This window comes from Kordia jejudonensis (assembly GCF_001005315.1).
GTDB lineage: Bacteria > Bacteroidota > Bacteroidia > Flavobacteriales > Flavobacteriaceae > Kordia > Kordia jejudonensis.
In genome coordinates, this window is sequence record NZ_LBMG01000037.1 from 1 (window position 1) to 22,398 (window position 22,398).

Sequence of the window (22,398 nt, forward strand, 5' to 3'; positions counted from 1 at the left end):
GTAACCAAAAGTCTAAAAAGTATTTTATACAGATTAGGATATAATATCAACAAAGGGAAAGATAGATACCTAATAAATCCAGATAAGCGAACCGCATCATCCACCAAAACAATGAATGATGCTTTATCTTTAGGATTCTCACATTTCTATAAGCAATTAAACACGGATAGAGAATTACAGTTTAAATGCTTACGGAAAACATACTTGACCTATCTATCATCTACTTTGAAAGGAGATGCAAAACGTCTATCTTCGCACGCAACAGATTCAGTACTTAAAAAGCATTATATTGACGAGCGAATCGTAGATAAAGCCATCAAAGAATTAGATATATTTGAAGATTAAAATAATAGTAAAACGGTACTCTTTAGCGGTACTCCTGTGAAAACCAAGAAAATATGAATTAACGAAAAATAGTGGTAAGTGACTTAAATTTAAGAGCTTACAATTTTAAATTTTAGAAATAAAAAAACTAACCAACAGTTAACAACAAACAACAAACAACGAATAACGAATAACGAATAACGAAGTTAAAATGTTGAATGCTACATGTTGAATTTTGAATTGAAAAGAATACTTTTTACCATCAACCATCAACCATCAACCATCAACCATCAACCATCAACCAACAACCAACAACCAACAACCAACAACCAACAACCAACAACCAACAACCAAAACCCAACACCTAAGAACCAGCAACATTCAACTCATACGTTTCCAAATAAAAATACGGAACTGCGGCTAGGAGATGATCAAAAATATCGCCCATAATGTATTCGTAGTTTTTCCACACTTTATCTTTGCTAAAGGCGTAAATCTCCAACGGAACTCCTTGTGGTGTTTGTGGCAACTGACGACTCATAATCATCATGTCATCATTAATGGCAGGATGTTTTTCTAAATATTCTTCAATATACTTACGAAACACACCAATATTGGTCAAATTTCGTCCATTAATCAACACCGATTTATCAACAGCTTTGGCAGCATTAAATTCCTGAATATCTTTTTGCCTGCGTTCTAAATAATCAGCAATCAGTTCAATTTTTTTTAACTCCTCAATTTCTTCATCACTTAAATAATGAATACTATGTGCTTTCAAAATAATCGCTCGTTTAATACGTCGTCCATCAGAATCATTCATCCCGCGCCAGTTTTTAAACGAATCTGAAATCAACGCATACGTAGGAATCGTGGTAATTGTTTTGTCAAAATTTTGCACTTTTACAGTCGCCAAGTTAATCTCAATCACATCGCCGTCAGCACCATATTTTTCCATTGTAATCCAATCACCAATACGAACCATATCATTCACGGCAACTTGAATACTCGCCACAAAACCAAGAATGGTATCTCTGAAGATCAATAAAATAACTGCCGATAACGCTCCTAAAGTAGTCACAAAACCGACAATAGATTTCCCTGTGAGAAGCGAAAAAACCATCACAATCCCAATCATCCACACAAAAATCATAAACACTTGTATGTAACTGTCAATCGGCTTGTCTTTGAACGAATTTAGTGTCTTTAAAAAATCGCGCAACGAATTCAAAAAGCTACGAATAACACGAATCAACAGAATCACCAAAAAGACGTCTATAAACAATAAAAAATTAGCTTGAAAATTTGGGAAATCAACAAACAAGTGCGGAGATGTTTGCTCAATAAACAATACTGGAACTACATGTGCAATATTCTGTGGCAACTTATTTTTAACCAGAAAATCATCAAAATGATTCTTCGTTTTCGGCGCAATACGATTTGCCAAAGCAACCAAAATCCGACGAATCACAAAATCAATGATGAACGCAATGATCAAAACTGCCAACACACCTACAATTAGGTTGATGTAAATAGCCGCTTCCTTGCTATAATCTTGTGCGATCATATAATCATATACAATACGAAACCAATTTTGTCCTTCCATGAAACTTATTTTAGGCAAAGATACTAGCAAAATATAAATAACAAATACTATTACTGAATGTAAAAACTAAAATTTACCTATAAGTAGGGATGTTTCTGTTTTGACTGGCGATATACTTTTAACTATCAAAAAACCAATCACATGAAAACACTACTAAAACTAGCATTTTTACTACTGCCAATCTGCCTTTTTGCACAAGAAAATGAAGTATTTGAACGATTGCACAGCAAAGACTTAGAACAATCTTTATACATATCATTTGATGGAACCAACTTCTTTTACAAATCGGAACTATCGAATCCTGAAAAACCATTTATAAAGCTTACAAAAGGCATAACAAGAAATTTTCAAATTGGAAACGATGATGAAAATACGTTACAGCTATTTATTCAATTTTACAATCCATTAACGCATCAAATAAAAGCTACTACCACAGAAAGTGATGATGAAAACTTTAAAGCTTTAGCGAACTTTATGGAAAATTTATCAACGAATGTTGGGGATTTTGCAGAAGTAAGTTCAATCAGTACAAAATCAGACTTACCAGTTATACCTGAGTTGCCTCAAGGCTTAAAAAAATCTAAGATGTCAGAAGCATTTTTAAGCCTTCTTCTTATGATAGACGAGATAGTTAAAGTAAATGAAGATGATGATAAGATTGATAAAACATTAGACCAAATGTATGAATCATCTCCATTTATGTATAATTGGATTGTAAAATTTAAAAAGGGAATTAAAAATACGGAAGATGATTCAAAAATATTCACAGATCCACTTTATACTAAAAAATTTCAAGATGTGGTCACTACAATCAATGGAATGAAACAAGTAGAGGATTTTTTGTTTCGTAAATTAGATGAATATAATAAAAATGTACCTGAATTAATCAAAGCGGCTCATGATGATTTACGAAATGTTTCGGTAAATGATTTAAAGAGTTTTAAAGAAAAACTAAAGGATTCAAAAGCAAAAGAAGCAAAGCTTACAAAACAACTACAAACCGCTAAAAAGAATTTTTCCAATATTAAAAATCTTTTAAAGGAACAAGAAGTAGCTGTTACAAGCTTTTTTAACGATGATGATGAAGAGACAGAATTTAAAAGTGAATTTCATGATCTTAATAATAGTACAATAGGATACCTTGAAGCTATATTGGGAGATAAAATGCAAGCACACGGAACTGCTATTGCAAAACTAAAAGAACTAAATGACAAGCTTACGAAGTATTGTGAAGCATATGAAAATAATAAGTATCCAACTGGTTATAAACTTTTAGAAGAAGATGCATTTGGATTTCAATATGAAAAAAAACGTACCTACGAAATTGTCGGTGTAAAACTAAATGCAAGTGGTGATGAAGTTGCCACTTCAAAAATCGCAAACAAGTTTGTTGTTCGAAAAAGTCAAGGACGATTGGCTATATTTACTTCTATAGGCGTATTTTACACACCATTTGAATATAAAAATTATGGATTGTTGGAAGGATTGGTCGCAGAAACACAAGGCGATCCTGTATATGTAAGACCTGCTTTTTATCTCAACTTTTTATACCGTTTAAAGGAAGGAGATATTTTTTACCCAATGTTTCAAGTAGGCATCACACAAGGTATAAAAACACCGATGTTTCCTATTGGCGTAGGTTTTACAATTCGAGATAAATTTTCCGTGACAGCAGGACCATTATTGGCTTTTCAACGAGAACTCAATACATTGGAAATTGGCGCAATGGCGGACGATGCTACGTTACAAGACGATTTAGAATCGAGAATTCGCGCAAGTTTTTACATATCGATCAATTTTAGATTATAACGCACATTATCTACCTGTGAATTAGAAAAAAGTGCTGTGTTTTTTATACGGAATCAGATGTTGTTTTACAGGAAACTGTACACATATAAAACAATTCAATTTTGATGATCATTTGTTATTTTTTCAATATTGATGGTTGAAAAATAAAGAATTCGCAAAAGTTGTTTAAAAAAATAACTGTATTTTTACAGTAAACACAAACCGAACAAACCGTTGCGAACCCTAATAAATGTATTTCTTGTATTGCTTTGCAGTATCTCCTGCGCGCAGGAATTACCTCCAATACTAAATTATACTCCGAAAACGTACAATGCCGATAATCAGAATTGGATGATTTCGCAATCGAGCGATTCATACATGTACATCGCAAACAATAAAGGACTTTTAGAATTCAATGGAGCGCAATGGAAACTCTATAAAACGCCAAACGAAACCATCGTACGTTCAGTAAAAGTGATCAATGATAAAGTGTACACAGGATTTTATCAAAACTTTGGTTGTTGGATTCGAAACGATAAAGGAATTCTAGAATACACATCCTTAAGTGATCAATCTGAAATTGAAATTCTAGAAGATGAACAGTTTTGGAATATTGTACAGCTCGATAAATGGGTGCTTTTTCAATCATTAAGCAGTATTTACAGTTACCACACGGAAACGAAAGAGTTCAAAGTAATCCGCGTTGACAACATTCTTACAAAACTCTATAAAATTGACGAAGAACTTTACTTTCACGTTTTAAATGAAGGTTTATACACGATAGAAAACGGAGAAAAGAAACTAATCAATGATGATCCTGTTCTAAAAAATGATCGTATTGTTGGTTTTTTTAGACAAAATAAGAAAAAACTAATCATAACACTTAGCAACGGCTGGTTTCGCTTGGATGATAACGGATTAACGGCAGTAACACTACCATACCAAGAGACAAACAATCAAAAAAGTATTTATACCAGCATACAGTTGAGTGATGGCGGTTTTGTATTAGGAACGATCTCAGAAGGAATCTTACACATTTCCAAAAGCGGAGAATTGCTACATCAAATAGATCAGGCAGACGGATTGAGTGATAATACCGCATTATCTTTATTTGAAGATGCAGAAGGAAATATTTGGGTCGGATTGGACAATGGAATTGACTGTATCAACCGAAAAGAACCATTTAAATATTTTGCAGATCAAAAAGGACGTCTTGGAACTATTTATGCGTCTATCATTCATAATGGATATGTGTATTTAGGCACGAATCAAGGATTATTTTATAGAAAAGAAGGCGCAAAAACAGCATTCAAATTTGTAGAAGGTACAAAAGGACAAATATGGTGTTTGCGTGTCATTGATGACGAATTATTCTGTGGACACGATTTAGGAACATTTTTGATACAACAAGGAACACAACGAAAAATCTCAAATGTATTGGGCGCATGGGACATTAGAAAAGTTCCAGGAAAAAGCAATATGTTCATTCAAGGAAATTACAAAGGACTATATCTATTTACAAAAGAAAATAATACTTGGCAGTTAAGTCACAAACTGAAGAATTTCAACATATCATCCAAGCATTTTGAATGGATTAGTCCCACAAAAATCTTGATGAATCACGAATACAAAGGTGTATACGAATTAGAAATCAGTGAAGACTATCAAAGCGTTATTGCTGTGAAAAAAAATAATGACGTTCAAAAAAGTGCCAACTCTAGCCTTATCCAATTCAGCAATACCATTTATCAAGCCAATAAAAATGGTATCTATGGCTATGATGTTGCAAGTGCTACTTTCAAAAAAGACACAATTCTCAGCAGTATTTTTGAAAATGATGAATACACATCAGGGAAATTAGTGGTCGATAATGTGGGCTATTTATGGGCTTTTACCAAAAATTATATCAATTATGTAACGAAGGAAAAGCTCAACGGAAATTTTAAAATCAATAAAATAGCTATTTCAGAATCATTGCGAAATGAAATGAAAGGCTATGAAAACATTGCACATCTTAAAGGGAAAAATTATTTGCTAGGAACTTCTGATGGCTACATTACCATCAATTTGGACGAAATGCACGTTGTAGATTATGAAATTAGTATAAACAACATTACAAGTACTTCGCTCGTTGGCGGAATGCGCAATATAGTGCTAGGAGAAGAAGGTGATTTCAAAGCAAAAGAGAACTATTTGTCATTTGCATACAGTATTCCTGCTTACAACAAATACGAAGTTGCAGAATATTCATATCATTTAGATGGATTATACGAAGGTTGGAGCGATTGGAGTACGAAGCCAACAGTAGCGTTTGAAAACTTACCACATGGCAATTATACCTTTAAAGTAAAGGCACGAATCAACAATCAAGAAACGGTAAATACGGCAAGTTATACCTTTAAGATTAATAGACCTTGGTTTTTATCAAACTTGGCAATTGCCATATATATTATTTTAACCATACTACTCTTTACAGCACTCAACGGTTTCTACAAACGATATTATAGAAAACAACGTGAACGCTTGCTCGAAAAAACAACACGTGACTTAGCGCTGAAAGAATTAGAAGCGCAAAAAGAAATCATTCAATTAAAAAATTCTCAGTTGAACAGCGACATAGATGCTAAAAATCGTGAACTAGCGATTGCAACAATGAATATGATTAAGAAAAATGAAACACTCAACAGTATAAAGCAAGAACTCAACAAGCAAAAAGGCGAACAAGGACAAAATGTAACACCTGTAATTCGGTTAATTGATAAAAATATCAACAATGCAGAAGACTGGAAATTCTTCGAAGAAGCGTTCAATCATGCAGACAAAGACTTCTTTAAAAAGGTAAAAGACTTGCATCCGCAACTGACGGCTAACGATTTACGTTTATGTGCATACTTACGCCTAAATTTATCCTCAAAAGAAATTGCACCACTACTCAACATCTCTGTACGGAGTGTGGAAATAAAACGATATCGATTGCGTAAAAAAATTAGTTTGGCTCGCGAAATCAACCTAAATGACTACTTTTTAAACCTATAAAAAACTCAACATCTCTTTTTTTTACCACAACATTACCACAACAATAACGTTGTAGTGGACTTTTGTGTGCGGTTTATACTATTTTTTTTATTTGGAGTAATTACTGCGAATGCTTCATAATTGTTAGGTTTATATTGATAAAATGATAAAATAAAACCTATTTTTTTGCCATGTATGCTTTTTGTATAGGTGTTTTTTAAGGATTCGTTAACAATTGTAAATAAATTGTCATCAATTAAAAATCAACTATATGAACCGTTATTTAATCATGCTTTCGCTCATGCTTTCCTGTATATGGACGTATGGACAAAACCTTGAGATAAAAGGAAAAGTACTAGAAGAAGGTACAGAAATGCCACTTCCAGGAGTTAACGTACTTATCAAAAACACAACACAAGGAACATCTACAGACTTTGATGGACTGTTTACCTTGAAAAATGTTCCTACCGGAAGTACACTTGTATTTACTTCAATAGGATTTGCACCGCAAGAAGTTGTGGTAACTTCAAATGAAGAATTAACCGTATTCATGAAAGAAGATGCAGAATCTTTAGAATCTGTGGTCGTAATCGGGTATGGTTCACAACGAAAAGAATTAGTTTCTGGATCGTATGCTACCGTTAATGCTGAAACAATTGTGGAGCGTAACCCTGTCAGAGTGGAAGAAGCACTACAAGGTTCGGCTTCGGGAGTACAAGTAAATGCTACTTCAGGTTCACCAGGTGCCGCACTTAACATTCGAATTCGTGGTATCACATCTAATGGAGACAACAATCCACTTATAATTGTAGATGGTGTCAATGTTGGAAACGATTTAAGTGTTATTGATCCAAATGACATCGAGCAAATCAACGTTATCAAAGATGCGAGTTCGGCAATATATGGTGTACAAGCATCAAATGGTGTCATCTTAATTACTACGAAAAGCGGACGTAGAGATTCGGTAACGAAATTTTCATACAATGCTTTCTACACAGTACAAGAAACATCAAACACGTTAGACTTGCTAAACGCTTCAGAATATGCAGTATATGTAAATGAAACAGAAGTTGCGGATGGAAATGCATTACCATTTCCAGACATTTCTTCGCTAGGCGTTGGAACTGATTGGCAAGATGAGTTGTTTACGCAAGCACCATTAATCAGTCACAGTTTAAGTGCTACAGGAGGTTCTGAAAACATTTCATACGGAATTAGTGGAAGTTACCTAAGCCAAGAAGGTATTATTGCCAGCGACAAATCAAACTTTACGCGTTGGACATTAAAAAATAACCTAAGTATCAATCTTACGGAAAAGCTAAAGGTTAATACATTACTATTATACACAAACAGAAAAACAAGAGGAATTCCAGAAGGCGGAAGAGGTTCTATATTGTATTATGGAGCAAATGCTTCTCCGCTAACTCCAGTATTTGATGGAACTGACGGTTCGGGACCATCACGAGGATTCTCATACATTGGTTCAGAACAAGGAATTGAAATTGTAAACCCGTTTGCAGTAATCAACAATACCTTTAACGAATCAAAAACAAATCGTTTTACTGGAAAAATAGAATTGGTGTATGACATCATTTCTGATTTAGAAATCACATCACGTTTTAACTTCAACTACGCAGATGTAATTTCACGTTCATACAATCCATTACAATATTATGGACCAAACAAAGTACAAAACAATGTAAATGTTGCAAACAATCGATTCATATTAGACACCAATGATGATGGCGATAGAGATGTTTACAGTACCGTTAGTGAAAACACTCAAAACTTCTTTGATTACACTTGGGAAACGTTTATCAACTACAAAAAATCATTTGGAGATCATAACTTCAGTGGTTTATTAGGAACGTCATTACAAAGTTTTCAATACGACGGAATATTCGCAACAGGTTTCTTAGTAAATGGTCCAGATGCATGGAGCAACGCATACCTAAGCAATACACAATCATTCATTATTGATGAAGATGATACGCCAAACGGAGATCCGCAAGACATTCAGCAAACATTAAATGCTACAACAGGAATCGGAGAAGATCGTTTGTACTCAATATTTGGAAGAGTTCAGTACGATTACAGCGGTAAATATCTATTTTCTGCCATGTTGCGTAGAGATGCATCAACGCGTTTTGGTCCTGACAATAGAGTCGGATACTTTCCATCACTTTCAGGAGGTTGGGTTGTTTCGCAAGAAGATTTCTTCAAATCAGATTTGATCAATAGCCTGAAAATTAGAGGAAGTTGGGGAATCACAGGAAACGACAGAATTGGTAGTTTCCGTTGGTTAGGATTCTTACAAGGAGCCAATGCAGAAGCTACGTATCCTTTCAATGATGTATTGTCATTTGGAAACGCAATTGGAGCATTATCAAACTCAAAACTACAATGGGAAACCACTACACAATCAAACATCGGTTTTGATATTAGCTTATTTGATCGTAAATTAGACATAAGTGTAGATTACTATAAAAAACGTACAGAAGACTTATTATTAGTGCCAGAAGTATCAGCATTGTTAGGAACAAGCGCTGGAGGAAGTTCTGCACCAGTAGTAAATGCGGGAATCGTAGAAAACAAAGGGCTTGATTTAGGAATCAATTTCTCGCATAACTTTACAGATGACTTTAGTATTCGAGTTGGATACAATCTGACAAGTATAGACAACAAAGCAATAGAAGTAAACAATGCAGCAGGATTTTTACCAGGTGGATTATTTGATTTAAATCAAACCACATCACGATTCCAATCAGGATTACCAATTGGAGCATTCTGGGGATTACAAACAGACGGAATCTTTCAAAATCAGGCAGAAATTGATGCACATGCGGTACAACCTGATGCACAACCTGGAGACATTCGTTATGTAGATGTTGATGGCGATGGAGTAATTGAATTTGGAAGTCAAGATGATCAAACCATGATCGGAAATCCAATTCCAGAATTCACAATGGGATTAAACTTTGGATTAAACTACAAACAGTTTGACTTTGCAACGTCGTTATATGCTTCTATCGGAAACGATATTGCAAGAAGTTACGAGCGTTTCCTAACCTACAGTAACAAACCTAGTTTATATCTAGATCGTTGGACAGGAGAAGGAACATCTAACTTTGTGCCAAGAGCATCAACAAATGCTTCTAACAACCGTTTATTCTCAGACTTTTTCGTAGAAGATGGTTCGTACTTAAGAATACAAAACATTCAAATTGGATACGCATTGCCTGACTCAGTTTTAGAGAAACTTCACTTAGACAGATTCAGACTATACTTTGGAGTAAACAATTTGTATACGTTTACAAAATATCAAGGATATAACCCTGATGTATCAAACTCAAGTCCATTAGGAGCAGGAGTTGATTTAGGACAATATCCATTAGCTAGAACATTTACAACAGGAATCAATGTATCATTCTAAACACATCACTATGTATAATAAGATAACAAAAATAGCACTCGCAATGCTGATCATTATAGGGATACAATCTTGTGATGATTACTTGGAAATATTGCCACCTGGGCAAGAAAACTCAGAAAACTTTTTCAATACGCCAGACAACTATCAAGATGCACTCATTGGTGTATATGATATTCTATCAACAACGTATTTAAACAACATACTAGGAGAAATTGCTTCTGATAACAGTTTATGTGGAGGCGAAAGTCCTACAGACGTATTAGATTGGCAACAAATTGATGATATGATTCACACACCTGACAATGGTGCGTTGCGTAGCATATTTCAACAAATGTATGCAGGAATCAGTAGAGCAAACTACATTGTAGAATTTCAAGACAACTTAGAATTTGACGGAAAAGAACAACTCTTAGCGGAAAACCTATTCTTACGTTCATACTACTACTTTGAATTAGTAAAGTTTTTCGGAGATGTGCCAATGTACACAGACGGAAGAATCTCTATAGAAGCATCTCAATCCATTGACAGAACACCAGCAGCAGACGTATACGCGCAAATTGAAATGGATTTAATAAACGCTATTCCTTCATTGCCATGGCAACAACTACAAAATGGTAGAGCAACAAAAGGAGCAGCTTGGGCATTACTTGGAAAAATATATCTATATCAGGATAAATTTACTGAAGCAGCACAAGCGCTTAATGAAGTAATCAACTCAGGACAATACCAACTTGTGCAAGATTTCAATACAATATTTCTAAACAATAACGAAAACAACTCAGAATCTGTATTTGAAGTACAATACTCAGGTACACAAGAAGGAGCAAGTTTTGGCTGTTTCCAATGTGTAGAAGGAAATGTTGCTGTCGGATTCATGGGACCACGTTTTCAAGGTGGAAACTTTACGCCATATGCTTCAGGATTTAGTTTCAACATACCTGTGCAAGCAGTTTCAGACATCTTCCAAGCAGGAGATACACGTTTAGCAGCAACTGTATTAGACATCAATGCATTTGTAGCTTCACGTCCAGATGTAACCTTCACAGAAGGTTCAGAGCATACAGGATACTTCAATCTAAAATACATTCCGTATGCAAATGATAATGTAATACAAGATGCAAACATTAACCGTAGTAACAACTACAGAGCAATTCGCTACGCTGATGTATTACTAATGGCAGCAGAAGCAAACTTACGTGCGCCAGCGCCAATAGCAAATCCACAAACATTTTTAGATGCCATTCGAGATAGAGCATTTGGAGATACAAGCAATAGAATTCCTGCGACACTAGAAAACGTATTAGCAGAAAGAAGAAGAGAACTAGCAGGAGAAGGACACCGTTTCTTCGACCAAGTTAGAACAGGACAAACGAGCACAATTCCAGGATTTACGCCAGGAAAGAACGAATTATTTCCAATTCCAAGAATCGAAATAGAATTGGCAGGTAACCGTTGGGAACAAAACGCAGGATATTAATAGCTAGAAAGAGAAAACAATACAATACAAGATGAAAATAATAAAATATGTATTCAGTTTATGTCTTGTCGCACTGTTTGTGTACAGTTGCGGAGAAGACGACAATACCGATTTTGTAAATACGGTAGAAGCGCCTACAAACCTATCTGCAATAGTAAACATAACGCAGGACAATACAGGTTTAGTAACCATTACACCACTTGGAGAAGGTGTAACAACATTTGACATTAACTACGGTGATGGTTCAGAAGTCGCTTCAGAAGTTTTACCAGGAAACAATGTAGAACATACGTACGCTGAAGGTACGTACCAAGCAACGGTAACAGGAAAAGGATTAAATGGCGATACAACGACCATAACACAGGAAATTGTAGTATCATTTCAAGCGCCACAAAACTTAGTGGTAACCATTGAAAACGATCCAGGAATCTCAAAACAAGTAAACATTACAGCAACGGCAGACTTTGCTATGACGAATGTAATTGACTTTGGAGATGGAAGCCAGCCAGTTTCAGGAAACATAGGAGAAACAGTATCGTATATTTATGCAGATCCAGGAACTTATACCATTACGGTAGAAGCCATGGGTGGAGCAATTGCAACGACAACATACACAGAAAGCTTTGAAGTTACAGCTATTGTACAACCATTAGCGGCAGCACCAACGCCACCAGCACGAAATCCTTCAGATGTAATCTCAATATTTAGTGCTGCATATGACGACTTGCCAAACACCAACTATTTCCCAGATTGGGGACAAGGTGGACAAGGAAGTAGTTGGGCTACATTTGATCTTAACGGAGAACAAATGTTACAATACACTAACATTAGCTACCAAGGTATTGCCTTAGCAGATGGAACTTCAATAGATGTGTCAGGAATGGAATTCTTACACATTGATGTTTGGACAGCTGATGTAGTGACAGATATAGAAACGTCGCTAATCAACGGACCTGGAGCAGCAACAGAAGCACCAGTAACACGTCCGTTATCAGCAGATTCATGGACAAGTATCGAAATTCCAATATCAGAATATACAGATCAAGGATTATCAGTAAATGAAATCTTCCAATTAAAATTTGTAGGAACGCCATGGGCAGCAGGAACGGTATTCATTGATAATATCTACTTCTACAAGCAAGCTTCAGGACCAAGCCCGCTAATCGGTACATGGAAAGTAGCGCCAGAAGCAGGTTCACTAAAAGTAGGACCATCACCAGGATCAGGAGACTGGTTCTCAATTGACGATGCAGGAGTTGCAGGTAGAGCATGTTACTACGATGATACCTACGTATTTGACGCTAGTGGAGCATTCTCAAATGTATTAGGAGCAGATACTTGGATAGAAGGATGGCAAAGTGGAGCGCCAGATGCTTGTGGAGCACCAGTAGCACCACATGACGGATCGGCTTCAGCAACCTTTGTGCATGACGAAACCGCAGGAACACTTACACTAAACGGAACAGGAGCATACATAGCATTACCAAAAGCAAACAATGCAGGAGAACTTTCAAATCCAGCTGATGCGCCAGCTTCAATAACATACAATGTTACCTTTATTGATACAGACACCATTGAAGTTGCTATAGAAGCAGGATCAGGTGTGTTCTGGACATTCAAACTTATAAGAGACAGCGCACCAGTTTCACCAATAGTAGGTTCTTGGAGTATTACACCAGAAGCAGGATCACTTGCAGTAGGACCGTCGCCAGGATCTGGAGATTGGTTTTCAATTGACGATGCAGGAGTAGCGCAAAGAGCATGTTTCTATGATGATGAATACGTATTTACAAGTTCAGGAACTTTTACAAATGTTTTGGGTGCCGATACTTGGATAGAAGGATGGCAAAGTGGAAGTGGAGATGCTTGTGGAGCACCAATAGCACCACATGACGGACAACCAGCAACATACACTTACGATGCTGTAGCAGGAACAATAACGCTAAACGGAACAGGTTCATACTTAGGAATACCTAAGGCTAACAATGCAGGAGAACTTTCAAATCCAGCAGATGCGCCAGCTTCAATAACATATGGAGTTACTATTGTTGATAACAATAACATTACGATAGAAATAGAAGCAGGTTCAGGCGTATTCTGGACATTTAAACTTACAAGAAATTAAGACATGAAACAGATGAAAAATTTTAAATACTTATGTACCGCTTTATTTGGTCTTCTGTTGCTAACAGCTAGTTGTCAGGAAGAAGCCACAGTGGGAGATATCATAACACCAACAAATTTACAAGTAACAGCTACAATTGTTGGACAAGATGCAAACAATCCTAACGGAGATGGAAGCGGAATGGTTACCTTAAACGCTTCCGCAGATAATGCAATCACATACAGATTTGCGTATGAAAGTGATGTAAAAACCAACGCCGTTGGAGAAGCATCATTCATATTCTCTACTTTAGGTGTAAACACATATACTGTAAACGTTATTGCTTACGGAACAGGAGGAAACTCAACGTCGACAGCTATTACGGTTGAAGTATTAGCTACATACGCTGCACCAGATGATTTACAAGCCTTGCTATTTGGTTTCGATCCAGCAAATCCAAATGCAACTACTTCAAAAACATGGAGAATCAAATCTGAACAGGCAGGACACTTTGGTTTAGGACCTGTAGGCGGAACTGTGCCAACAGAATGGTATGGTGCTGGACCAGATGAAAAAGCAACCGTAGGAATGTATGATGACAGATATGTATTTTCTTCAGACGGAACATTTACGTTTATCACAGACAATACAAATGACGATCCATCTACAGATACATCAGGAACAGTTTTTGGTCGTGATGGTTTAATCAACGAATTAGGCGCCTCAGGTGGAACTATAAATGGTGCGGATGTAGAAAATCTTCCATTCAACGATTTCAGTGAAGGTTGGGCACTAATTGCACCAAGCGGAGTAGAAACAATTACACTAACAGGAAATGGTTTTATGGGCTACTACACAGGTGGATCACATACTTATGAAATCTTTGATCGTTCAGTGCCAAACGAACTCATCTTAAGAACCACAGATGGTAACGGAGAATTCGACTGGTGGTTTATCATCACTTCGGCAGAACCAGCATCAAATAACTTCCAAACGCAATACAATAACTTAGTTTGGGAAGACGATTTCAATACAGATGGCGCACCGAATGCAGCAAACTGGACATACGATCTAGGCGATGGCGGCTGGGGAAATGGAGAATCTCAGAACTATACGAATGATGCATCTAACGTAATCGTAGAAAATGGAATGCTAAAAATTAATGCTATTAAAGATGGATCAGGAAACTATACATCTGCACGATTAAAATCTGAAAACCTTTACGAATTTACCTATGGTAGAGTAGAAGTACGCGCAAAATTGCCTGCTTCACAAGGAACTTGGCCAGCAATTTGGATGCTCGGAGCGAACTTTGATACCGTAGGATGGCCTACTTGTGGAGAAATAGACATCATGGAGCAAAAAGGACAAGATAAAAATACTGTGCTAGGAACAGTACATCATCCAGGTGTGTCGCCAGGAGCTGGAGATTCAGCTACGACATCGTTACCAACATCAACTACAGAATTTCATAACTACTCAATTGAGTGGACGGAAACTGAAATTGTTTTCTTAGTAGACGGTTTTGTATTTCACACCGTAACTAATGATGTAACATTACCTTTTAACAATGATTTCTTCCTCATCTTAAATGTTGCCATGGGAGGAACACTTGGAGGAACTATTGATCCTGCATTTACACAAGATACAATGGAAATTGACTATGTTAGAGTATATCAATAATTAATTTATTTTGATACAGCTACACAACTTGCCATAACTATTTGTTCTTTTTTCATGTCGATGAAGAACAAATAGGGCAAGTTTTTTTTTAATCCATTTTTAAAAAACAACAGATACAATTCATATAAATAGCAACCATTATAGAACGACATCGATTTCGTAATTTTTTTAAGAATATATCAAATAGGCGATAAAGCCTCAATACAAAGGTTTTATATGTATCCAACAGGCGATATAACCACTACAACATTACCACAACATTTTGCTAAACAGCTGTAAAACAAGGGTTGTGTTAAAAAAATATTAAAAAAATAAATTCATTAAGAATCCTTTAAAATCAAGGGGTTTAAATTGAGTATAATCAAATTTTTCGTTGTTTTTATTATCATGTATGTTTTTTGTTGTGGTTATTTTTGAAGATTTCGCAATAATTATGCATAGTTTTAGTAAAAACAAAAAATGTTGAGTGAAAGCTCAATAATTTTTAAAACCAATCAAAATGAAATGAGCTGTAATTTATTTTAGTTGATTAACTAAAGACAAATTATTAGCGAGTTCCATCTGACCTAATTAATAAATTAAAAACAAACAGATGAAAAAAACCTTTCTAACTTTAGCACTGATTTTTTTAACGACATCTATGTTTGCACAAGCAGATAAAGTTGTGGTTCAAAAAAATGATCAAGGCATGAAATTGGTTGTTAACGGAAAAGATTTTATGATCAATGGTATGAACTGGGATTATGTACCTATTGGTTCTACAATTACAGACCCTGGAATCTGGAACAGATCAGACGATGTGATCATGTCAGCTTTGGATGCTGAAATGATGCTACTAAAAAACATGGGTGTCAACGCAATTCGAACGTATGGATTAAAACCAAAATGGATTACATACATCTATGAAAATTATGGTATTTACACCATGTTAAATATTACTTTTGGTGCATACGGACTTACAATTAATGGTGCATGGACGCCACAAACAGACTATGCTGATCCAGCAACGCGTGAAATTTTAATGACTGAAGCCAGAGAAATGGCAGAAACATACAAAGACACGCCAGGATTACTACTCTACATGATTGGTAATGAAAATAACTATCACTTATCGTGGACGGGAGCAGAAACTGAGGCAATTCCAATAGAAGGAATCGATTCAAACAAAATAAAAGCAGCACGTGCTTTATACAAAGCGTTTAATGATGCTACACTAGAAGTTAAAAAATTGGATACATCGCATCCAGTTGCAATTTGTAACGGAGATTTATTATACATAGACTTGGTAAAAGAAGAATGTAAAGACGTTGATATCTATGGTACAAACATGTATCGAGGAGTATCATTTGGTGATGCATTCAAAAGAGTCAAAGATGAACTCAACATGCCAATATTATTTGCTGAGTTTGGTGCAGATGCTTTCAATGCGAGAGACAATAAAGAAGATCAGTATTCACAAGCATACTACATGACAGGAAACTGGAAAGAAATTTATGCCAATGCTGCTGGCTTAGGAAAAGCAAATAACTCACTTGGAGGATTTACGTTCCAATTTTCAGACGGATGGTGGAAATACCTTCAAACAAAAAACTTAGACGTACATGATAATGTCGCAGTATGGCCAAATGGCGGGTATTCTCGCGATCAAGCCAATGAAGGAGATTTAAACATGAACGAAGAGTGGTTTGGTATCTGTGCAAAAGGACCAACTGATGCAAGAGGTTTATATACATTATATCCACGTGCAGCATATTACTCATTAAAAGAAGCACATCAAATAGATCCATATGCTCCTGGAATGACAGCTGATTTTCTTTCAACTCATTTTGATAATATCCAAATTATGGATGCTGTCCTAAGAGCTAGAGGTGACAAAGCTGCCATGGGCGGTGGAAGTAGTCAAAAAATAAGAATCAGCCAGCTTAGAGCTGAATTCACAACATTCAACACAGGTGGAAGTCTTCTAACAACACCGAACAATCCTGATCCAGACGAAAATGCATTTCCAAATCAAACCGGTTTTGATCATATGCAATCGTACTTCATAGGAGTGGAAGGAAATCCTGCTCCAAACATGAGAGCAAACGTAAACTTTAACATTATCGGACGTGCTGCTGAAAATCCAATCGATGAAATATTCTATGAAAACAGAAATCGACAAGTCATCGTAAACGGAAATGGAGAAGAAGTAATATTAAACGATATCAATCGTGTAAATGTATACAACGCAGAATTTGAATGGAATGCTAAAGATTTCGATCTTAGAGGTTTCTATCGTACAGGACATTACCATTGGGGATATGAAGGAGATATCTTCGGATTATATCCAGAAGCAAATTATGGCCCTAACTTAGACATCTATGGTGGTGAAATTTTAGGAATAGAAGTAGATGGTAAAGGAGCATTAAAAGGTGCAAAAGCTGCATTTGGTCCACAACTTTGGTGGGGAGCCAATCCAACAATGCTTTTCAAATACACAAAAAATATAAAAGGATGGGACGTAACGGGAATCTATCACAGAGATGTAAACACAGACCTCGAATTTGACGAAACTGGACGTCGTGTCTTAGATCAAAATCAAATACGAAGTGGTGTTATTCCTGCATGGCCAATGGAAAGAGCAACCTTAGCTTTGGAGCGTGACTTTGGAAAAGTTGGCGTACAAGTCGGAGGAATCTGGGCAGGAAATCCACTTAACGGAAGTGTATACCAAGATGTAAGAGGAACTTCAGGAAACTATACGGTAGTTGAAGACAAGGTTAAATCTACTGATAATTGGGGAGCAAAAGCAAAACTGACTTATGCAGGTGGACGTTTCAATATATACGCACAAGGTTCCGTAATGGGATTAGTTGCCAATGGAGGCGCTGACCAAACACAAACATTTACAGGATGGAGATTAAGAGACTCAGGAAGTGGAAACATGACCAACTTCTTATCAGGTTTCACATATACGTTTGGAGACTTCCAAATTGCACCAAACTTTATGTGGCAAAAACCATTAGTAGATGCAATGCCAACCGACGCACCAGCACCTGGAAGATTACGAAATGTAATTGATGATCCATTTGCAGTACGCGGTGGAAACCGAGAAATGACAGCAGGAGAAATCCTTTTCACCTATGATCCAACACCAGGAACATGGATGTATGAGTGGAATAACGATAGAGCAGAAGACGCAAAATTTGCAGCAAACCTCGGATTCGTATTCCGTCACTTACCAACACAACAAGATGCACACATTGGTTTCAATGCCAATCGTACATTCTTTGCGTTCCCAAGTACCGTAGCTGCTGAAGACTTATGGGAAATCAACTCACGTATGGTGTCAAAAATATCGCCAGAACTTGGAATCATTGGTAATTTCTACTACGGAAATGCGCAGGCTAATGGTGATGATTCACGATTAATCAAACGATTTGGAGCTGATGTTAGAATGATCTATAACAAAATTCAAGTAATGTCTCACGTTAAAATTAACGATTGGGGACCATTTGATTACCATAGAGATTTCAACTTAACATACCCAACACAATTAATGTTAGATGTATCTACATCACTTGGTAAGCCAGATTGGTTCTTACTGCCAAGTACAAGAATTGGAATCAGAGGAACATGGCGTGCATTAAATGAATTCTCTCCAAGATATTCGCCAAATGCTACTGCTGACGAATTTGCAACAGCACCAATACTAAGTCCAGTAGGATTTGACAATGGTACAGAGTGGGAAATAAGAACATACATTCACATCAACATAGGAAAATAAAAAGCTAGACACATGAAAAGATTAACATATTTTAAAAACACACTACTTGCTGGTTTGGTAATTGCCATGACCGTAAGTTGTGAACGAGATATATCGGATGATGCTGTAATAGCAACATTCCCAAACACACCAGACATATTTACTGATGCTCCCGTAGGACTGACAGATCAATTTTTTCAATCATTCAATCCTGCTTTTGGAGCCAATCCAAATGGTTTTGGTACAGATGACAATGAAGCTTACGAAGGTACTTCTTCTATTCGAATAGATGTGCCAACGCCAAACGATCCAGATGGTAACTTTATTGGAGGAATCTTTACAGATCGTGGTGCTGGTAGAGACTTATCTGGTTATGATGCGTTAACGTTTTGGGCAAAAGGCTCACTAACGGCGTCTATAGAAGTTGGTTTTGGTACTGACTTTGAAACAGATACATATCCAGTTTCAACAATAATAGAATTATCAAGCGGTTGGAAAAAATACGTTATTCCAATGCCTGATCCTTCTAAATTAGTACAAGAAAGAGGAATGTTTTTATTCTCAGCAGGATCGTTTGATGTGCTAGGAAATGACAACTTTAATGATGCAAGTACATTTGCTGACAATCTTGGATATACATTCTGGATAGATGAATTACGATTTGAAAAACTAGGAACGATAGACTTATTATTTCCTTACATACTAAATGGACAAGATCAAGAAACTGATATCTTTACAGGATATACACAAACAATTGGCGGCTTAGGCGCAACCTTCAACTTAGGAACGGGTAATAATGTATCAGTAGTTGCAGCGAGACCTTATTTTGATTTCTCATCATCAGATACTTCTGTTGCTACAGTAACGTCTACTGGCGATGTAACCGTAATTGGTCCTGGTGTAGCCACAATCACTGGAAGCATAGGAAATGCACAAGGAAATGGATCGTTACAACTCAATTCGGCTGGTTCATTCGTAAATGCTCCAATTCCAACACAAGCACAAGCTGACGTAATTTCTATATACAGCGAATCGTATACAAGTGTTACAGGATTTAATCCTGGAGTTTTTGCAGGTTCAAATACGGAAAGCATCTCAGTACAAGGTTTCGATGGAAACAATCACGTTAACTACGAAGGAATCGACTTCATCGGAATTGGATGGGACGGAACCGTAAACGTAACTGGCGAAACAATGGTACACTTAGATGTGCAGTTGACAAGCGCTCCTGGTTCAGCGTTGGTGATGGAATTAATAGATTTTGGACCAGATGATACTGACAATGGTTTCGGAGACGGATCGGCAGGTGGATTCAATGTCAGTAGTCAATTAATACAAGGAGAATGGGTAAGTATTGACATTCCTTTAAGTTCCTTCACATTGCCAACTGGTGGTGGTGGAGCAGGTTCTCCAAACTTAGGTAACATAGGCTATATTGTTTTTGTTTCATCAAACGGAGCATCATTTTTAGTCGATAACATATATTTCTATTAAGAATTCATAACATTTTAAATATGAAAAAAATAATAAAAAATAGTATTCTAGCATTAACAATCATATCAAGCACTGTTTTTGTTAGTTGCGATGCGGATGAAACCCAAACAGTTGCGACACTAAACAATTTGGTAATGGCAGATGAGTTTGATGTGGACGGCGCACCAAATTCAAGTTTATGGACCTATGATTTAGGAGATGGAACACAACAAGGATTGCCTCCAGGTTGGGGAAACAATGAATTGCAAGTGTATACAAACAATGCTGAAAATGTAGAAGTTCAAAATGGACTTTTAGTCATCACTGCCAGAGAAGGAAATTCAGGCGGTTACACATCAGCCAGAATAAAAACACAAGGATTATTTGAACAGCAATACGGTCGTTTTGAAGCACGAATCCGTTTGCCGCAAGGAAAAGGATTATGGCCAGCATTTTGGTTATTAGGAAGTGATTGTGATCAAAATCCTTGGCCAGCATGTGGCGAAATTGATGTCATGGAGTATTTAGGAAACAAACCTACCGTGGTTTTCGGTAGTGTACACGGACCTAACTATTCAGGCGGCGATTCTATCTCAAAAGAATACGAACTAACTGACGACAGATTCGATACAGATTTTCATGTCTTTGGTATCGAATGGAGTCCAGGTCGAATTAATTACTATGTAGATGATGTATTATACCAATCTATAACACCAGAAACCATTGCAGAAGAAACCAATGGAGAAGGTACTTGGGTATTTGATAACTCTTTCTACATTATCTTAAATGTTGCAGTTGGTGGTAACTTACCTGGCTTTCCAGATGCAAATACGACCTTTCCACAAAGAATGTTTGTTGACTACGTAAGAGTTTATAACTAAAAAACACAAAAACATGAAATTTTTAAAACATACCATAAGCCTACTTTCTCTAGTAGTATTCTCGTTCACGATGTTTACCTCTTGTGAAGATGAAAATGAAAGTGGCGTAACACTCGTAGGCTTGGAAGCCAAATTTGTAAAAGAAATAGATTCCAAAACAATTTCGTTTATCAATGTTTCTAATGAAGCAACGTCGTATGCTTGGAATCTTGGAGATGGTACAACTTCTACATTCACAAATCCTGTACACCGTTATGATAATGGTACGTACACGGTAAGCCTAACAGCATTCAACGACAAAGGGCAATCGAGTACGTATGAAGAAACAATTGTAATTGATGGCTGTAATGATGAAGTCGATGAAAATACTGATCCAGCAAATGGCGATTTAAACTGGACTTTCTTAAACGAATCTACCTTTGATGCGTTTGGAAACATTGGTGGAGCCGTAGTGGCAAACCCAGTACTCGATGCTGTAAACAGTAGCTGTAATGTACAAGTCTATGAAAAAACAAACGGTTGTGAAACATGGTCTGGAGTAGGAGTTGAATTGGCAACACCACTAGATTTTTCAACAATCACAAACAAAACATTCAAAATGAAAGTCCTAGCACAAACACAAATTACAGATGTGACGCTACGACTCGAATTTATGCCTTTCCCAAATGTAAATCCTTTCCAAGAAAGAATTGCAAGCATTACCCAGGTTGGAGAATGGCAAGAACTTAGTTTCGATTTTACAAATGTTGCATCGGGAACCTTTAAAAGTGTCATCATATACTTTGAAAGAAATGCTCCATGTGACGGTGATATCTATTATTTTGATGATCTCACTCAAGAATAAAATTTGAACTATACATTAAAAATTC

The 22,398-nt window shown here is 36.5% G+C and carries 11 protein-coding genes and 1 pseudogene; 11 read left to right on the forward strand and 1 reads right to left on the reverse strand.

The annotated features are described in order from the left end of the window. Window positions 1-345: pseudogene (locus AA089_RS25205) on the forward strand (hypothetical protein); the annotation flags it as partial. Window positions 346-688: 343 nt separating this feature from the next. Here AA089_RS25205 and AA089_RS16735 read toward each other — a convergent pair. Then, the gene (locus AA089_RS16735; protein WP_046758139.1) at window positions 689-1,930 is read right to left on the reverse strand and encodes a mechanosensitive ion channel family protein; all 1,242 of its coding nucleotides are present in this window, start codon (window positions 1,928-1,930) and stop codon (window positions 689-691) included. A 141-nt stretch (window positions 1,931-2,071) separates the two neighbouring features. Between AA089_RS16735 and AA089_RS16740 the strand changes: the two genes are divergently transcribed. The 10 genes from AA089_RS16740 to AA089_RS23835 all read left to right on the forward strand — a co-directional run bounded on the left by AA089_RS16740 (window position 2,072) and on the right by AA089_RS23835 (window position 22,373). After that, window positions 2,072-3,739 carry a hypothetical protein gene (locus tag AA089_RS16740; RefSeq protein ID WP_046758140.1) on the forward strand — a complete coding sequence of 556 codons (1,668 nt, stop codon included), beginning with the start codon at window positions 2,072-2,074 and terminating at the stop codon, window positions 3,737-3,739. Between the two features lie 213 nt (window positions 3,740-3,952). Beyond that, window positions 3,953-6,754, forward strand: a complete 2,802-nt coding sequence (locus AA089_RS16745) for a triple tyrosine motif-containing protein (RefSeq protein WP_046758141.1) — start codon at window positions 3,953-3,955, stop codon at window positions 6,752-6,754. A 250-nt stretch (window positions 6,755-7,004) separates the two neighbouring features. Then, a complete protein-coding gene (locus AA089_RS16750) occupies window positions 7,005-10,166 on the forward strand; it encodes a SusC/RagA family TonB-linked outer membrane protein (RefSeq protein WP_046758142.1) in 3,162 nt (1,053 codons plus the stop codon). Window positions 10,167-10,176: 10 nt separating this feature from the next. Next, complete coding sequence (locus tag AA089_RS16755) at window positions 10,177-11,643, forward strand: RagB/SusD family nutrient uptake outer membrane protein (protein WP_053002515.1); 1,467 nt, start codon at window positions 10,177-10,179, stop codon at window positions 11,641-11,643. A gap of 31 nt (window positions 11,644-11,674) precedes the next feature. Continuing rightward, entirely contained in the window at window positions 11,675-13,768 is a 2,094-nt protein-coding gene (locus AA089_RS16760; RefSeq protein WP_046758143.1) for a PKD domain-containing protein, read from the forward strand. 12 nt (window positions 13,769-13,780) lie between these two features. After that, window positions 13,781-15,430, forward strand: a complete 1,650-nt coding sequence (locus AA089_RS16765; RefSeq protein ID WP_046758144.1) for a glycoside hydrolase family 16 protein — start codon at window positions 13,781-13,783, stop codon at window positions 15,428-15,430. A 592-nt stretch (window positions 15,431-16,022) separates the two neighbouring features. Beyond that, window positions 16,023-19,196: a glycoside hydrolase family 2 TIM barrel-domain containing protein gene (locus tag AA089_RS16770; protein WP_046758145.1), complete on the forward strand. Its 3,174-nt coding sequence runs from the start codon at window positions 16,023-16,025 to the stop codon at window positions 19,194-19,196. Window positions 19,197-19,208: 12 nt separating this feature from the next. Then, window positions 19,209-20,669 carry a hypothetical protein gene (locus AA089_RS16775; RefSeq protein WP_046758146.1) on the forward strand — a complete coding sequence of 487 codons (1,461 nt, stop codon included), beginning with the start codon at window positions 19,209-19,211 and terminating at the stop codon, window positions 20,667-20,669. 20 nt (window positions 20,670-20,689) lie between these two features. Continuing rightward, window positions 20,690-21,529 carry a glycoside hydrolase family 16 protein gene (locus tag AA089_RS16780; protein ID WP_046758147.1) on the forward strand — a complete coding sequence of 280 codons (840 nt, stop codon included), beginning with the start codon at window positions 20,690-20,692 and terminating at the stop codon, window positions 21,527-21,529. A gap of 13 nt (window positions 21,530-21,542) precedes the next feature. Next, window positions 21,543-22,373 (forward strand): PKD domain-containing protein, encoded by an 831-nt coding sequence (locus AA089_RS23835; protein WP_053002510.1) that lies wholly within the window; start codon window positions 21,543-21,545, stop codon window positions 22,371-22,373. Window positions 22,374-22,398: the final 25 nt, after the last annotated feature.

Bases quoted from the DNA above. Each gene is read 5' to 3' on its own strand.
- AA089_RS16735 (WP_046758139.1), bottom strand. From the start codon at position 1,930: ATGGAAGGACAAAATTGGTTTCGTATTGTATATGATTATATGATCGCA.
- AA089_RS16740 (WP_046758140.1), top strand. From the start codon at position 2,072: ATGAAAACACTACTAAAACTAGCATTTTTACTACTGCCAATCTGCCTT.
- AA089_RS16750 (WP_046758142.1), top strand. From the start codon at position 7,005: ATGAACCGTTATTTAATCATGCTTTCGCTCATGCTTTCCTGTATATGG.
- AA089_RS16755 (WP_053002515.1), top strand. From the start codon at position 10,177: ATGTATAATAAGATAACAAAAATAGCACTCGCAATGCTGATCATTATA.
- AA089_RS16760 (WP_046758143.1), top strand. From the start codon at position 11,675: ATGAAAATAATAAAATATGTATTCAGTTTATGTCTTGTCGCACTGTTT.
- AA089_RS16765 (WP_046758144.1), top strand. From the start codon at position 13,781: ATGAAAAATTTTAAATACTTATGTACCGCTTTATTTGGTCTTCTGTTG.
- AA089_RS16770 (WP_046758145.1), top strand. From the start codon at position 16,023: ATGAAAAAAACCTTTCTAACTTTAGCACTGATTTTTTTAACGACATCT.
- AA089_RS16775 (WP_046758146.1), top strand. From the start codon at position 19,209: ATGAAAAGATTAACATATTTTAAAAACACACTACTTGCTGGTTTGGTA.
- AA089_RS16780 (WP_046758147.1), top strand. From the start codon at position 20,690: ATGAAAAAAATAATAAAAAATAGTATTCTAGCATTAACAATCATATCA.
- AA089_RS23835 (WP_053002510.1), top strand. From the start codon at position 21,543: ATGAAATTTTTAAAACATACCATAAGCCTACTTTCTCTAGTAGTATTC.